Source organism: Sphingobium sp. LB126 (assembly GCF_002795205.1).
Lineage (GTDB): Bacteria > Pseudomonadota > Alphaproteobacteria > Sphingomonadales > Sphingomonadaceae > Sphingobium > Sphingobium chungbukense.
In genome coordinates this window covers 357,382-372,517 of record NZ_NETV01000003.1, presented here as the reverse complement: position 1 = coordinate 372,517, position 15,136 = coordinate 357,382, and the positions used below count along the sequence as shown (strand labels likewise).

Sequence of the window (15,136 nt, the reverse complement as noted above, 5' to 3'; positions counted from 1 at the left end):
TATATTAACCAGACCATCGTGCCTTGAATGCTGGAAGTGATGAGCGGGGTCCTTGTAAATATATCGCAACACGATATATTGGAACGAAGGGCGCGGAGGGGATGTCGATGGAGGCAGATATGCCGATGTTGCAAATCCTGGTCACGGCTGTCGGCCTGACGTTGGGCAGCTTGCTGGTCGCGATATCGCTGTCCTGTCTGGCTTGGTGGCTGGCCACCCGCGTTCATCATCCGCGCTGGGGCGCGGCTTTTCTGCTCATCATAGTCGGTGGCACCTGGCTGGCTGCGTTAGGGCAAAGTGAGTTCGTGAAGATGGCCACCGTGTTCGCTCTGGTTGGGGCAGGCCTGCTCTATCTGGTAGGCCGGGAAGAACGGGATGGAGGATCTTCGCGCGATACCAAGCCGGGCCGCTCCGCCCTCTCTAAAGGAAAGCACTGATGGCAACGCAGATCTGGATCTATCCCGCCCTCATCGCGGTTCTAGGCCAGAATAGACGGCCGAGCTTTGCTGAAATGCGCAGTTTCGTTCGACGAGCCCGGCGTGAAGCCGCTGCAGCTGGGGGTTCGGACGTAGCACGCCGAGGGAAGGTGCGTCGCCTGATCGAAGCGGCTTTGAAAGCGCCAACTGCTCAGTTGATAGCGGACGAATAGGCGCTTCCTACTCTCGCTTTGCGAACGCCCCTGCGTGCTATGCTGATGCCCCGTTTGCGCGACCTCAGAGTTTTTGCGCTTAACCTGCAAAAACATTCGTTTGCGACGCAGTGCGCATTCTTTCACCCTGCTTCTATCAAACCATGAAGATAGCTGGTTGCGAGCGAGCATCGACAGGAGAGGATGCCGCATGAAGAGGTTTATGTCGGGCGACCCTGCTACACAGGCCGTTTTTACATGGTCGCGGGCTCTGTGGACGCTTCTGTTCGCTGGGCTCGCCTTTGCTCTCTATTGCCTCAGCGAATATCGCCTCCTCAGTGAGGAGCAGACTATGCTGCTGATTTTCCTCGCCGTACCGATCGCCGCATTCTTTGTGTCGGGCAAAGGGCAGGACATGTCTGATGGTTCGAACAAGACAGACCAAGGCACCAATTCGCGCGCGTCCACAAGAAAGAATTAAACGCAAAATATTTGCGCTTATCCATTAATATTTTGATTTACGGTTTAGGGCGCTGGCTCGGTTAAAGAGCTTTCTCATATCCATGGGAGGTAATGACCACGGTCGCTGTCGATCGTGACAATCCCGTTTGTCATGGTTGTCAGTGATGCTTGTTGCGTTTGCAGGCGGGAAACGCCTGCCAGCCTCTCCCTTGGTGGTTGACCCCCAGAAGCTGCTCTTCTCGCTCAGCAGCTTGCTGGCGGCAGCCGCTACGTTGGCCATAGCCTTCTCAGCCAGTTTGCCGCGCCCCTGGTGGGCTCTGTTGACGGTATACGTTACCGCTCAACCCATGGCCGGTGCCTTTCGGCCCAAGGTTCTCTACCGTCTGGGCGGCATACTAACCGGTGCCGCTGTCACGATCCTGCTCGTTCCCAACTTGCAGAACTCGCCCGAACTTCTGGTCTTGTGCCTCGCGGCCTGGACAGGTTTCTGCATCTATCTTGCGGTTCTTGATCGCACCCCGCGTGCTTTCCTGTTCCAGATGGCGGCGTTCAGCTCAGCGGTGATCAGCTTTCCGTATCTCGATGATCCGGGGAATATTTTCGAAACCACGGCCGCGAGGGTGCAGGAGATGACGGTTGCTATCCTGTGCGTGACGGCGGTTCATGCGCTGCTCCAACCCTGGAGCGCGACGCCGGCTATTCGCGCCCGTGTCCAATCTTTTTTGGGTCACGCCCGCCGCTGGACCGCAGAGGCGCTTGGCAGTCAACATACCCGTCTCGAGGACGCGCATCGCCGCGCACTGGCGGCGGATGTCACCGAACTCGGCATGATCGCGGTCCATTTGCCGTTCGATCAGCGCTGGGCTCCCGCGACCCGGCGACGGGTTACGGCCTTGCAACAGCAGCTCGCCACCGTCCTGCCACTTGCCTCGGCTGCGGCGAACCGGCTCGACCGCCTTCGCGAAGCTGGCGATCTCCCCCCGGAGCTCGAAGCTTTGCTGGCCGACGTCACCGACTGGCTGGATGATGAGCAAAGCGAGCTGCACCGGGTGGGATCGCTGGTGCGGCGGTGCGAGGCGCTGGCGGCTGCCGCTGAGGCGCGCGGCGACTGGAACGACCTGCTGACCGCGAGCGCCTGCATCCGCATCGCCGAGTTCCTGACCGCATTGGCCGCGAGTCGAAGGCTGGCGGACAGGATCGGGTCACCGGGTCGGCCCAGCGCTAAAATTCTTGCCGCAAAATCCTTTTCGCTTGCCCGCGATCATGGCGTCGCTGCGCTCGCGGGCCTGGCGACCGCCACGGCAATCGGGCTCTATTGCGCCGTCTGGATCCTGCTCGCCTGGCCTAATGGATCGGCGACCGCGGCCTTTGCCGCGCTCATTACCTGTTCTTTTGCCGCACAGGACGATCCCGCGCCGGTGATCGGTCGCTATCTCGTGGCGACGCTCAAGACCTTTCCGTTGGCGGCCCTCTATCTTTTCGTGATCCTGCCCCGGGTCGATGGCTATGAAATGCTGATCGTCACGCTGGCGCCAGCCTTGCTGTGGACGGGCTATATCCAGGCCGATCCCGCACGTTCGCCGCAGGCATTGCCGATGTTCTCCTGCTTCATTGTCGCCATGGGCTTTCTCGCGCGTTTTCAGGCGGATTTTGCACTGTTCATCAACACGGGGTTGGCCCAGCTGGGTGGAATTGTAGCGACGCTTGCCGTCACCCGCATGTTCCGATCGGCCAATGTCCTGTGGACCGCCCGGCGTATCCTGCGCGCGAACTGGGGTGAACTGGCCCTACTTGCGGACATTCGTCGGCCGTTCCGTCCGGACCGCTGGACGGCAAGAGCGGTCGATCGGCTCGGGCAGGTGGCTGCACGCATGGCGGTGGCGCCCGCCGGCGATAGACTCCGTGCCGCTGACGGTCTGGCGGACCTCAGGATCGGCCGCAACATTATTCCGATCCGCCGGGCGCTGTCTCATGTCCCGCATAACGTGCGGCACCGCCTGGGCGCGGTACTTGCCGTGCTGGCGGTGTTTTATGGGGATCGCTGGCGCCATGGCAATGCGGATGCTCCGCCGCCCGGCTTGCTCGATCCGATCGACCGGGCCTTGGAAGCGCTTCTCAGCCTGCCGCTCGATGAGCATCGCCGGCCTGCCTTGCGGGCGCTGGTAGGGATGCGCTGCAATCTCTTCCCGACTGCCGCTGCGCCCCATATCGTTTCATCAAGAGCTGGGGAAAGCGCATGATCGAGGAGATCAATGTGCTCGGCATTTATATGCCGGCGGCGCTCGCCTGGGGCGTGCTGGCCGCGGTGCTCGTCTATATTGTGCGCGGGCTCCTGCAGCGCCTGCCGGGCTATCGACTGCTCTGGCACCCAAGCCTGCTCGAGCTCGCTCTCTTCATTCTGCTGTGGTGGGGCCTGAGCGCGCTCGCCGATAGTTTCCTCTACCGATGGGTCGCGTCTTGACATGTTGCACCGACAAAATCTCCTGCGATCGCTCGCCACGCTCCTTGTCATACTCGTAGTTCTGGGGGGGATATATGCACTGTGGCTGCGCTATCAGGTCGAGCCGGTCACGCGTGATGGCAAGGTGCGCGCGGACATGGTGCCGGTGGCCGCCGATGTCAGTGGGCTCGTCACCGAGGTGAAGGTCGCCGACAATCAGAAGGTCCGAAAGGGCGAGATACTCTTCATCATCGACCGTCCGCGCTACCGGCTTGCGCTGGAACAGGCCGAGGCCAACGTGGCAAGCCAGCGCACCGCGCTCGCGCAAGCTGTCCGTGAGGATCGGCGCAACCGGGCCATGCCCGAAGTGATCGCCGCTGAAGTGATCGAACAAGGCACGGCGCGGGTCGAAGGACTGCGGGCGACGATTGGTCAGGCGGTGGCAGCGCGCGACCTGGCCCGCTTCAATCTGGAACGAACCATCGTGCGTGCACCGGTGGACGGGACCGTGTCCAACATGTCGCTCCAGCCCGGGGTCTATCTGACGGCCGGCAAAGCCGCGTTAGCGCTCGTCTATGACCACTCGCTCCGGGTGGAAGGTTATTTTGAGGAAACAAAATTGCCGGCGATCCGCGTCGGCGACCGTGCAAGCATCTACCTGATGGGCGTTGCTGACGAGATCGAGGGGCATGTTCAGAGCATTGCGGGCGGTGTCGAGGATCGCGAGCGGGCCGGAACCGACGGGCAACTGGCTAATGTAAACCCGTCCTTCACCTGGGTTCGCCTCGCGCAGCGCATTCCCGTGCGTGTCACGATTGATAGAATACCGCCTAATGTACGGATGATTCCGGGCCAGACGGCCACGGTTGTCGTTCATCCGCGCGATGATGGGCGCAGCGTGCACCGGAGCCTGCCATGGTAAGGCGCGCGCTGGTGCTGGCGGCTGCAGCCGCCCTGGGCGGCTGCACGGTGGTCGGACCCGATTATCATGTGCCTGACGCCGCGATGGTGAAGGCACCTGCGGCGCAAGGCGCGTTTCAGTCGATAGGCGCGGCCACGACGCAGGAACCGCTGCCCGATCATTGGTGGCGGCTCTACGAGAACCCGACCCTCGACCGGCTGATCGAACAGGCATTCGCCGCCAATACGGATCTGCGAGTGGCCGAGGCCAATCTCGAACGCAGTCTGGCCTTGCTCGACCAGCGCAATGCGGGCCGGGAAATTCAGGGCAGCGCGAACGCCGAAACAAGCTGGGCCCAGCGCTCGGCGGAAGCCGAGTTGAGCCATGTGAAGCCGCCGACGCGGCAAATCTACAATATGGGCATCGGGGTCAGCTATGATCTCGATCTGTTCGGCGGAATAAAGCGCGGGATCGAGGCAGCAAGTGCCGATGCCGACGCTGCCGTGGCGGCGCGCGATCTGGTGCGTGTGACCGTCGCGGCCGAGACGGCGCGCGCCTATGCCGACATCTGTAACGCGGGCTATCAGCGCGATGTGTTGGGTCGTGCGATTGCTGTCCTAGAGCAAAGTGTTCGATTAATCCGGATCATGGTGTCGCATGGACGCGCGGCACCCTATGAACTGGACCGGCGACAAGCGTTGCTCGAAGCGAGCCAGGCCCGGCTCCCACAATTGGTGGCGCGCCAACGCAACGCCCTTTTCCGTGCCACAGCGCTGGCCGGTCGCATGCCGAGCGACGCGGACCCCGGCCTGTTGGCGTGCCATGCCCCGCTTGCGCTGACACGCATGATCCCCGTTGGCGACGGTGCCGCGCTGCTCAAGCGTCGGCCCGACATCCGCATGGCCGAGCGCCGGCTCGCCGCGGCGACGGCGCGGATCGGCGTCGCCACGGCGGATCTCTATCCAGACATCCGCCTGGGGGCATCGATCGGCTCCACGGGGGCTGCCGCCGATTTCCTGTCACCGCTTACCAACCGTTTTGGTCTCGGGCCGCTGATCAGTTGGACGCTCAACCGACATGCCGTTCGCGCCCGCATTGTGGCAACTGAGGCCCAAAGTCGCGGCGACCTCGCCGCGTTTGACGGCGCGGTGATCAAGGCGTTGCGAGAGGTTGAGACGGCGCTGACCAATTATCAAGCTGGGCTTGAGCAGCAGGAAAGCCTGGATCGTGCATCCGAAGATGCCATGCGAGCAGCGATGCGGATAGGCCGGTTGCGGCGTGGAGGCAAGATCGCCGCGTTGCCCGCGCTCGAGGCTGAACGTGATCGGATCGCGGCGGATCAGGCGGCGGCCGAGGCGCGCGCGGCGATCAATGACGATCAGATTACGCTGTTCCTCACACTTGGCGGAGGATGGACCAACTGAAACGCGATGTGATTTCCTCTGCCGTCAGAACCTGGGCTGCCACGTTTGCTGCTGGCGCGTGCGCGCAGCCTTCCAGGATTCGCTGACCGACGACCGCAGTACAAATTCGGTGATGCCGAACCCGGTTCCCGCTCATTTCTCCTCGACGGTGCGATCGAGCGTGAGGCTCCCCACCTTGCCATCGTCGAGGTGGACGACCGCCGTCCAGTAAAAATTGGCTCGGTAGTAGTCATGCACCATCATCCAGTCGGAATAGACACAACGCGCGATCTCGGGATCTTGCCGATCGCCCGTGCAATGCGCGCCAGCCTCTTCAAGGACGTCGAGCGCGCTCCAGAAGGACGTGCCTGGCGGAATCTCCCGGGCAAGAGTGGTGCGTGCCTTCTCGATGTCATTGTTCCACTGATAGTCGTCTTCGAGAACGGTGAATTGCAATGACGGCTTTGCCTCGTCCTTCGCCTCGAGTTCAGACGGGATCAAAAGCAGCGCGACGAGCGCGAGAAGAGGTTTACACATATTGTGCCTTCTAGCGGGATCGAGCCAACGCAAAACCGCAAGATATTGAAGTTTTCCATCAAGAAATCTGTTGTGATGCCGCCGCGCTTCTCAGCTCTCTCGATCTCGAAAACGCAGGTCGTTTGTAAAGACTGGCGACGAGACGCTCAGGGCGTCGACGATATAAGAATGGACGAGATCGCCGTCAGCATTTGCGACGTTCCGTATGGCTTGGGAACCATGATACTTTTGGGAACACCATAAAGCGGCCATTCTGCGGCGCTATCTCCTGATGCATACACCACAGGAATATCCGGTTGCAGTTCTCGGGCGCGCCACGATACCTCCCATCCGTTGGGACCCACCCCAAGCCTCACATCGGTGACCACTCCGGCGATTTCAGGATGACGGCTATCGAGAATGGTGATGGCATCCACTCCACAGGTCGCGGCGATGACCACGTATCCGCCGAATTCTAGCATCTCCTGCAGCGTCCACAGGATAAGCCGCTCGTCCTCAACCAGCAGCAGCACCTTGGCGTCCGACATGCGACGTCCCCCCGTTCCTCCTTTTCCGATGCCGCGGCAGGAGTTTGTATCGCAATACGAACGAAAATAGGTGCGGGTTGGTTCCCCGGTCCCGTCCTTGCACGTCGTAACCGACCGATCCTAGGCCGTTCTACTGCGTGCGTGGTTGGAGTTTTGTTCCGAGATGGCGTGAGCGACCAAGTTCGGCATGGCGGTTTGCGCTGCGGGTCTTGAGCAGATCCTGGCGCGAAAGGATGCCGAGCACGCGCCTGGTTCCGGGCTCGATGATCGGAATGCGACCGATGCCGGATTCGACGATGAGATCGGCGACGACGCCGGTGGGCGTATCGGGATAGGCAACGGGCTGTGCTGCGTCCGAGATGGCGTCGATGAGCGGCGTTTGATCGTCGTCGCGCTCGCCCTGCCAGCGCAGGGCATCGGTGCGAGAGACGAGACCCAGCAATCTTCCTTGCGGGTCGGTCACCGGATAGCTGCGATGCACGGCTTTGGTTGCGAAGAAGGATACCGCCGCCTCCACGGTCATCGTGCCCGGTAGGGTCGCCGGATCGCGCGTCATGATCTGACCGGCCTGGATGAGGTCGAGCGGATCGACCGTATATTCCTGCAGGATATGCCGTCCGCGCCGCGCGATTTTCTCGGTGAGGATCGATCGCCGCATCAGCAGCACGCTGATGGCATAGGCGCCGCCCGCAGCCGCGATCGTGCATGGGATGGCGCTGAAGTGCCCGGTGAGTTCGACCGCGAAGATCGCGCCGGTCATCGGCGCACGCATCGCGCCGCTCATGATTCCCGCCATGCCGATCATGGCCCAGAACCCCGGATCGCCGGGCAGGAACTGCCCGAGCAGGAAGCCGGCTGCGCCGCCCAGGATGAGGAGCGGGGCAAGAACGCCGCCAGACGTGCCCGACCCCAGCGCGACCAACCAGACGATGGCCTTCACGACGAGGAGCGCAGCAACGACCCGGAGCGATAACGAGCCATTGAGGAGAGCCTCGATGCTCGCATAACCGGCGCCAAGCACATGTGCATCCATGAGACCACCCAGACCAACGACCACCGCACCGATCGCCGGCCACCACATCCAGTGGAATGGCAGGCGATGGAAGAGATCCTCGATACGGTAGAGGGATGTCGATAGTAGAGCGGCTTCAAGACCGACGACGAGGCCGATCCCGCCGGAAGCGAGCAGGGCCCAGCTTTCCTGCGGAGCCATCGCCGCCATTGGAAACATCGGTCCCGATCCGAGCAGAAGCGGACGCCAGGCGAAGGAAACAAGTGCTGCAACGAGGACGGGGACGAAGCTGCGCGGTTTCCACTCGAACAGGAGCACTTCGACGGCCAGCAAGATCGCCGCGAGCGGCGTACCGAAGATGGCGGTCATGCCGGCTGCCGCACCGGCCACGAGGAGCGTCTTGCGCTCGGCCGCGCTGAGATGGAAGCATTGGGCGAACAGCGAACCAATGGCCCCGCCCGTCATGATGATCGGTCCTTCCGCGCCGAAGGGTCCGCCACTGCCGATCGAGATCGCTGAGGACAGGGGTTTGAGCAGCGCCACCTTGAGCGACAGTCGGCTCTCGCCGAAGAGGATCGTTTCGATCGCCTCGGGAATGCCATGGCCGCGAATCTTGTCCGATCCGAAACGCGCCATCAGACCCACGATAAGGCTGCCGATGATCGGAATCACGACCACCAGCCAGCCCACCGATGCGTCGGTTATCACGGAGTGATCGGCGGAGAGTCGACCGAACCAGAAGAGATTGGTGGCAATCGCAATGAGTTTGACCAGCACCCATGCGCCGAAGGCACCGCCCGTCCCGACCACGACGGCCATGACCGCCAGCATGACCATGCGGCGATCGACACTATGGTCGGCGAGTTGGTGGCCTTCAACGGAACGTGGGGGTGTCAGCGACATGAATCGATATTATCCTGCAAAAGTAGCTCGAGCCCATTATATCGCATTGCGATGTATTTCAATCAGTGAGGATCAATTGAGGCAAAAGGATAAATTGCTGGGGGATGCTGACTATGTGGCGCTGGCCTCATTTCGCCACGCCATTCGCCGCTTCCAGGCGTTCAGCGAGGAAAAGGCCATCGAAGTCGGGCTGACGCCGCAACAGCACCAGGCTCTCCTCGCGATCCGGGGCTGTCCGCCGGATGAAGCCACCGTCGGCCATGTCGCCGAACGTCTGATATTAAAGCCGCATAGCGCCACGGGCCTGATCAATCGCCTCGAAGCCTTGGCGCTTATTACGCGCGAGGCGGCTGCTACCGATCGCAGGCGGGCGCTGCTACGCCTTACCCCCAAGGCTTATGCCTTGCTCGACGCCCTGTCGGCTGTCCATCGCGAGGAAATTCAGCGCTTGCGGCCGGTCTTCACCGGCATCTTCGAACAATTGGGATGAGCAAGCAGCATTTAATGCAATTATGATGCATTGAAACAGAAATAACATTCATTTGTCTTATGGTATTCTAACCGGCACAACGCGATCTGCAGAGTGAAGTTGCTTCACGACAACAGCGCCCGGAGAGGATCCTGCGAAAGCAGGCCGGAGCGCGGGAAGGGAGCCAGAAACCGAGGATAAGTGCATGACGCAGACGGAGTATGGCGATCGGTGCAGGATGTGGCCGCATCGCTGGACGGCGGCGCAGGCGTCTCGGTTTAGCGGCTACTTCACCAGGTTAGACGCCGGCTCGCGGCCCCCCCTGCCGCAGCCGGCGTCTTTCCGAAGTTCGGTCAGGCCGGTCACTTACAAAATATTTGGGCCGCAAACTGGCCACTCAGCCGATCTGGCATCGTACTTCAAGTAACAGAGGGGCGTTGCTTCAATGACTGAACCCAAAGATCAGGCATCTCGCCTTCAGACAGTCGCCGCCGCGCACGGCGTTGCCAGCGATGTGGCCTTTGGAGCTGTCGCTCCGCCGCTTTATCTTTCGAGCACCTATGAGTTTGCCGGCTACGATCAACCGCGCTCCTATGACTATGGTCGGGCGGGTAATCCCACCCGCGATCTTCTCGGGCAGGCACTGGCGAAGCTTGAAGGTGGCGCAGGCGCGGTCATCACGGCGAGCGGCATGGCCGCGCTCGATCTTCTCGTCGGGAGAATCGGGCCGGGCGATCTTATCCTCGCACCGCATGATTGCTACGGCGGTACGATGCGCCTGTTGAAGGCGCGCGCGAACCGAGGGCATTGCGTCGTCCGGTTCGTTGATCAGGGGGACGAGAGCGCCTTTGCCGCCGCGCTGGAGGATATTCCGGCACTGGTGCTTATCGAGACGCCGAGCAATCCCTTGATGCGGGTCGTCGATATCGCAGAGCTTGCCGCAAAATCGCGCTCGGCGGGGGCTGCGGTTGCCGTCGATAACACGTTTCTTTCACCGGCTATCCAGCAACCGATCGCGCTGGGCGCGGACTATGTCATCCATTCCACGACCAAATATCTCAACGGCCATTCCGACGTGATCGGCGGCGCAGTTGTCGCGGCTGATCCGGTGCAGGTCGATGATTTGCGTAATTGGGCAAATGTCGTGGGGAGCACAGGCGCGCCGTTTGATGCCTGGCTAACCTTACGGGGCCTTCGCACGCTATTTGCCCGGATGGAGCAGCAGCAGCGCAACGCGATGATCGTCGCGCAATATCTCGACCGACATACGGCGGTGTCCCAAGTCCACTATCCAGGTCTCGTCGCCCATCCCGGCCACCGGATCGCCTCACGCCAGCAGCGCGGTTTCGGGGCGATGTTGAGCTTTGAACTCGCAGGAGGGGTGGAAGCGGTTCGGCGGTTTGTCGCTGCGGTCGGCTATTTCACGCTCGCGGAATCGCTGGGTGGGATCGAGAGCCTGGTCGCGCATCCGGCGACCATGACCCATGCCGATATGGGCGAGGAGGCGCGCTCAAGAGCGGGCATCAGCGACAGCCTGCTGCGGCTTTCGATTGGCCTCGAAGCCGAACAAGATCTGATCGCCGGCCTCGATCAGGGATTGGCGGCATGCGCGGGATGAACGCGCGCGGCAATCCTGGAAACTTCAGGAGAGAAATGTGCCCGGTTATGTATGGCTCGTGGATTTTTTCGGACTGCTTCTTGTGTTGCTTGGTTTCAACATGGCGTTCCGGCAGGCCAGCTTCAGGCGAGCTATCGGACGCCCGAAACCGCCCGCAAGCCGGTTGCGAGCGGGAAATGAGGATGAGGATCCGCTTACCTATATTGGCCTCACCTCAAGATTTGTTCGCCAGACAACGCTAAGCTGGAAATACTGAGAACATCCTAGGCGACGAGCCGAAGTCTGCCGTTCGGGTCGTGGAGTGCTCGGTACCCGCGGTTGCCGCTGAAAGATGCATCTTCCCAAAGGTAGTCACCTGTGAGGCCGATATGCGACCAACCCAGAGGTGAGACGTGCGCTAGCAGTGTTTCGTCGATCTCAATTCCCGAGTACCGCAGGCGATCGGCGGCCCGGCCGAGATAGAGGGCATTCCAGTATGCAATGGCGGCGATGAGCAAGTTGAGCCCAGATGCGCGGTATTGCTGGTTCTCAAGAGTTCGATCGGTGAACCGGCCCTGGCGGTTGGTGTAGACGGCGTCTGCCAGAGCGTGCCGGGCCTCTCCCTTGTTCAATCCGGCTTGGCAGGCGCGGCGCAAATCCGGCTGTTCCAGCCAGTCGAGCGTGAACAACGTCCGCTCGATGCGGCCAAGTTCGCGAAGGGCAAGGTCAAGCTTGTTCTGCCGGCGATAGGCGGAAAGCTTGCGCAGGATGATAGATGGAGCAACAGTTCCTTCACGAATTGAGGCGGCCATTCGGACGAGATCATCCCACTCTGCCTCAATGGTGCCGACCTTGATCGCCTGGCCGAACAGACATTCGATGCCTTTGTAGTTTGCACCGGATACGATGGTTCCGAGCCGCCGGTCTGCAAGATCACGCATTCGAGGGACGAAACGGAACCCGAGCAGGTGGCACAGGCCAAAGACATGATCCGACGCACCGCCGGTATCGGTATACAGCTCCTTCAGTGGCAATTCGCGGGCCCCTAGCATCAGGCCGTCGAGCACGTATGGGGCTTCGTTTGCGGTGGCAGACATGATGCGCGAACTGAACGAGGCAAAATGGTCGGAAAGGTGCGAGTAAATTTTGATACCTGGCTCGTGACCGTATTTTGCGTTGATCTCGGCTGCGCCCGATCGGATCCGGCCGGTGCGGAAGAACTGGCCGTCGGATGATGCACTGACACCTTCGCCCCAGTTTCGCGCGAACGGGAGGCGGTGATGTTCGCGCACAATCTGGGCCAGAGCAGCCTCGTAGTTCTCGGGCGAGATATACCAGTTCTGGGTCCAGGCGAGCTGCGCATATGTGACGCCCTGGCTGGCGTTGGCCATGCGTTCGACGCCGAGATTCGTACCATCCGCCAGAATGGCGGCGAGCACGGCAGCGGGCTTATCGTGCTCCTTGCCCGAGCGGACATCCCGAAATGCAGAGAGAAATCCGGTACGTTCAGCGACTTCGAGCAGGAGTTCGGTAATTCGGACGCGCGGGAGTAGGGCATCGAGTTTGCGGTCAAGAGCTTCCGCTTCTGGTGGAGTCGCCGCTTGCAGCGGAACGACTTTCAGCTTTTCGCGAACGAGCGTCACGCCAGGCAAGCGGCCGGTCCGCAGCTGATGCGCGAAGTGACGCAATCGCCGATCAAGTTCGGCGCTCTTATGAGCCAGATATTCTCCGGAATTCACGTTGATCGGCAGTTCGGAGATTGCCGATTGTGCGGCCTTGCGGGGGAGCAGATAGGCGTCGAAACGCTGGTAAGCCCGCGTTCCTTCGACCCAGACATCGCCCGCTCGCAGTTTATCTCGAAGTGTCGCCAGCACGGCCGTCTCGTAGCGCGGACGGCTGACCTTTCCTCCCTCCATTATCAATTTGGACCAATGCCGATTGGAAAAGGGCATCGGCGGGTTTGCTGGCAACTGCGTACCCCAACTGCCGTTGGCCTGCTTGAGGAGATCGAGAGCGGAGAGCAGGTTGGTCCCGCTGCCCGAGGCCTTGAACGTGAATGTGTCGAGGAAGTTGCGGGAGAACCGGCGCAGTGTAGCGTATCGCTCGGTTGCAAGAACCAGAGTGTCCTCCTGAGCGAGATCCGCCAAGGCATCGACGTGCGGACGGGCTGCCATCAGGCGATGCCAGCCCACCATCTCATCGACCAGGACCAGCGGATCGCCGCCAGTTTCCTCTGCCATATCCAGCGCCGCGATCGTTGCACCAAACAGTCGCATGAGCTTGCCGACCGAAGGTGCTGTGTCCTGATAGCGGCGTTCCTGGCCACGCTTGGCTCGGGTGAACAGCCCGCCAATGAGGCGCTCGAACATCAGGATTGCGGCATCTGCAAGCTTGACCTCGAGATTGACGACCGCGGCTGCCAGCGTCGCTCTGCGGCGATTGTGGGAATAGTCGGCCAACAGAAACGGCGGAGCGACGCTGCCCTCGCGCACGAATTGGCCAAAGCGGAAGCCCGTGGTTGCTAGAGACTGTTATGAATCTGCGGTGAGAGCGGCGACTTGCCTGATCATGAGGCAAGCGAAAGCGACGACATGTAGCCCTGCGAGGGTTTGGGCATATCGTTCGTAATCCTTGACGAGCCTGCGGAATTTGGTTGCCCATGCGAAGGAACGTTCGACGACCCATCGACGGGGAAGGAGAACAAAGCCGCGCTTCGCCTCGGGTAATTTGACAACTTCCAGGGTGATGCCGTGCCGTTCGGCGGCCTGCGCGGCACGCTCGCCGGTATACCCCTGATCGACCCAGGCGATCTCGACGCTGTCGCCGGTGACGGCCTGGACCGTTCGGGCGAGTTTCTCGACCTCGCCGCGATCTTCCGCGCTGGCCGGCGTGACATGCAGTGCGAGCAGGTGGCCGAGCGTGTCGACCGCGATATGGAGCTTGGAGCCCTTCTTGCGTTTTGCCCCGTCATAGGCGGCGCGCTCGCCGCTCTCGGGCGTGGAGCGCAACGTCCGGCTGTCGATGATCGCAGCGGTGGGTTCGGCCGATCGTCCCGCCGCCAAACGCAGCATGGCGCGCAAATCGTCCACCAGCGCTTCGAAGCAGCCCGCCGCCAGCCAGCGCTGCGTCTGCTGATACACCGCTGCCCAAGGCGGCAGGTCGTTCGGCATCCACCGCCACGGCGCGCCGGTCTTCACGATGTAGCGCAGTCCGTTGAACACCTCGCGAAGGCTATGCTCACGCTGTCCAGCATCCTCACGCTGCAGCGTCAGGTAGGGCGCAACCAGCCACCACTCTTCATCGGACACATCGGACGGGTACGGCTTGCGGCAAGTGCTCATGCCGAACCGTTTCAATCTTATCGATTCTCAAGTCCATAACAGTCTCTAGGCTGATTGCCGGTTCAATCCCGAGATCACGTATGAACCGCAGCCGCTTGAGAAGCGCATTCATGTTCTTGGTTGACGGAGATCCGGGCATATCCCGCAACCAAGCCAGCGGCGTCATACCAAGGGCTGGGTCATTGATCAGGAGTGCGTCGAGCAACTCCAATGTACTGCCGCCCAGTTCGGCGACGATTTCCGATGCTGCGCGCTTACGAGCGCGTGCTCTCCCGGCAAGCCCGGCCCGCTCGAGGGTGTCGGGCAGGGGCAGAATAAAGCGCTCCGCCTTCAGGTTATCCATCAAGGATCTGGCAATTGTTTCTCCGCGGTCACTGCGCATGGCTGCACGGGCTGCAAGTTCAATAGCGTGGGCAACATCCGCGCGTGTGAACGGCCTAAGACCGAGGTAATCAGCGGCAATTGAGCTGTGGTCGGTTCGCGTTTGCGGACGTTGGCCATAGGCACCGTATGTGCCCGGAGCGACGCCAAGCTGCGCAGACAGGTAGTTGAGTATAGCATCGGGGATGTCCGAGTTCGTGCGCAGCCCAAACCCAGGATGCCGCAGTAAGGCAAGGTGAGCAGCAATACCGAGCCGATTAACGGGGCCTCGTCGCTTTCCGATGATATCCAGGTCTTCGACCGTCAGCGTGTAGTTCCTGATGATCGAGAAGTGGTCGGTTCTTGGTAGGAATAGCCGCTCGCGCTCTTCCCGCGTCAGTAAATTGCGCCGCGCCATGTTGTACCCCGCCTGAGTCGGAATGACCCCCCAATCGGTCAGGCTAGACCCGCGCAATGGGGCAGGCATGCAAAAAGGTTATTGCAGAGTTTCAGAAACATCTCCGGCTTAGCGTTGTCTGGCGAACGAACCTTGAGG

General features: G+C 61.3%; 13 protein-coding genes and 1 pseudogene. 8 read left to right on the top strand and 6 right to left on the bottom strand.

Annotation, left to right across the window (positions count from 1 at the left end; genetic code table 11):
* Positions 1–107 precede the first annotated feature (107 nt).
* The 6 genes from CAF53_RS23390 (at position 108) to CAF53_RS23365 (ending at position 5,855) form a co-directional block, all read left to right on the top strand.
* Entirely contained in the window at positions 108–437 is a 330-nt protein-coding gene (locus tag CAF53_RS23390) for a hypothetical protein (RefSeq protein WP_235181669.1), read from the top strand.
* Between the two features lie 402 nt (positions 438–839).
* Positions 840–1,109: a hypothetical protein gene (locus CAF53_RS23385; protein WP_100239764.1), complete on the top strand. Its 270-nt coding sequence runs from the start codon at positions 840–842 to the stop codon at positions 1,107–1,109.
* A 145-nt stretch (positions 1,110–1,254) separates the two neighbouring features.
* Entirely contained in the window at positions 1,255–3,330 is a 2,076-nt protein-coding gene (locus CAF53_RS23380; RefSeq protein ID WP_197707547.1) for an FUSC family protein, read from the top strand.
* The gene (locus CAF53_RS23375) at positions 3,327–3,551 is read left to right on the top strand and encodes a DUF1656 domain-containing protein (RefSeq protein ID WP_008828027.1); all 225 of its coding nucleotides are present in this window, start codon (positions 3,327–3,329) and stop codon (positions 3,549–3,551) included. The genes CAF53_RS23380 and CAF53_RS23375 overlap by 4 nt, the downstream gene beginning before the upstream one ends.
* Position 3,552: 1 nt before the next feature.
* A complete protein-coding gene (locus CAF53_RS23370) occupies positions 3,553–4,452 on the top strand; it encodes an efflux RND transporter periplasmic adaptor subunit (RefSeq protein WP_100239763.1) in 900 nt (299 codons plus the stop codon).
* Complete coding sequence (locus tag CAF53_RS23365; protein ID WP_100239762.1) at positions 4,446–5,855, top strand: efflux transporter outer membrane subunit; 1,410 nt, start codon at positions 4,446–4,448, stop codon at positions 5,853–5,855. The genes CAF53_RS23370 and CAF53_RS23365 overlap by 7 nt, the downstream gene beginning before the upstream one ends.
* A 132-nt stretch (positions 5,856–5,987) precedes the next feature.
* On the opposite strand, the gene CAF53_RS23360 is transcribed toward CAF53_RS23365, so the two are convergent.
* The 3 genes from CAF53_RS23360 to CAF53_RS23350 form a co-directional block, all read right to left on the bottom strand.
* Positions 5,988–6,371, bottom strand: coding sequence for a hypothetical protein (locus CAF53_RS23360; RefSeq protein WP_021318859.1), 384 nt, complete (start codon positions 6,369–6,371; stop codon positions 5,988–5,990).
* A gap of 146 nt (positions 6,372–6,517) precedes the next feature.
* On the bottom strand, positions 6,518–6,898 hold the full coding sequence (locus CAF53_RS23355; RefSeq protein WP_100239761.1) for a response regulator: 381 nt from the start codon (positions 6,896–6,898) through the stop codon (positions 6,518–6,520).
* Positions 6,899–7,028: 130 nt separating this feature from the next.
* The gene (locus CAF53_RS23350; protein ID WP_100239760.1) at positions 7,029–8,813 is read right to left on the bottom strand and encodes a chloride channel protein; all 1,785 of its coding nucleotides are present in this window, start codon (positions 8,811–8,813) and stop codon (positions 7,029–7,031) included.
* 94 nt (positions 8,814–8,907) lie between these two features.
* On the opposite strand from CAF53_RS23350, the gene CAF53_RS23345 reads away from it, so the two are divergent.
* Together CAF53_RS23345 and metB are read left to right on the top strand one after the other, a co-directional pair.
* Complete coding sequence (locus CAF53_RS23345; protein ID WP_015449310.1) at positions 8,908–9,303, top strand: MarR family transcriptional regulator; 396 nt, start codon at positions 8,908–8,910, stop codon at positions 9,301–9,303.
* A gap of 424 nt (positions 9,304–9,727) precedes the next feature.
* Positions 9,728–10,900, top strand: a complete 1,173-nt coding sequence (gene metB / locus CAF53_RS23335) for a cystathionine gamma-synthase (RefSeq protein WP_015449312.1) — start codon at positions 9,728–9,730, stop codon at positions 10,898–10,900.
* 263 nt (positions 10,901–11,163) lie between these two features.
* Here metB and CAF53_RS23325 read toward each other — a convergent pair.
* The 3 genes and pseudogenes from CAF53_RS23325 to CAF53_RS23315 all read right to left on the bottom strand — a co-directional run.
* Positions 11,164–13,407 (bottom strand): annotated as a pseudogene (locus CAF53_RS23325) (Tn3 family transposase); the annotation flags it as partial.
* Between the two features lie 3 nt (positions 13,408–13,410).
* Positions 13,411–14,220: an IS5 family transposase gene (locus tag CAF53_RS23320; RefSeq protein WP_046765929.1), complete on the bottom strand. Its 810-nt coding sequence runs from the start codon at positions 14,218–14,220 to the stop codon at positions 13,411–13,413.
* On the bottom strand, positions 14,177–14,998 hold the full coding sequence (locus tag CAF53_RS23315; RefSeq protein WP_242443591.1) for a DUF4158 domain-containing protein: 822 nt from the start codon (positions 14,996–14,998) through the stop codon (positions 14,177–14,179). The genes CAF53_RS23320 and CAF53_RS23315 overlap by 44 nt, the downstream gene beginning before the upstream one ends.
* Positions 14,999–15,136 lie beyond the last annotated feature (138 nt).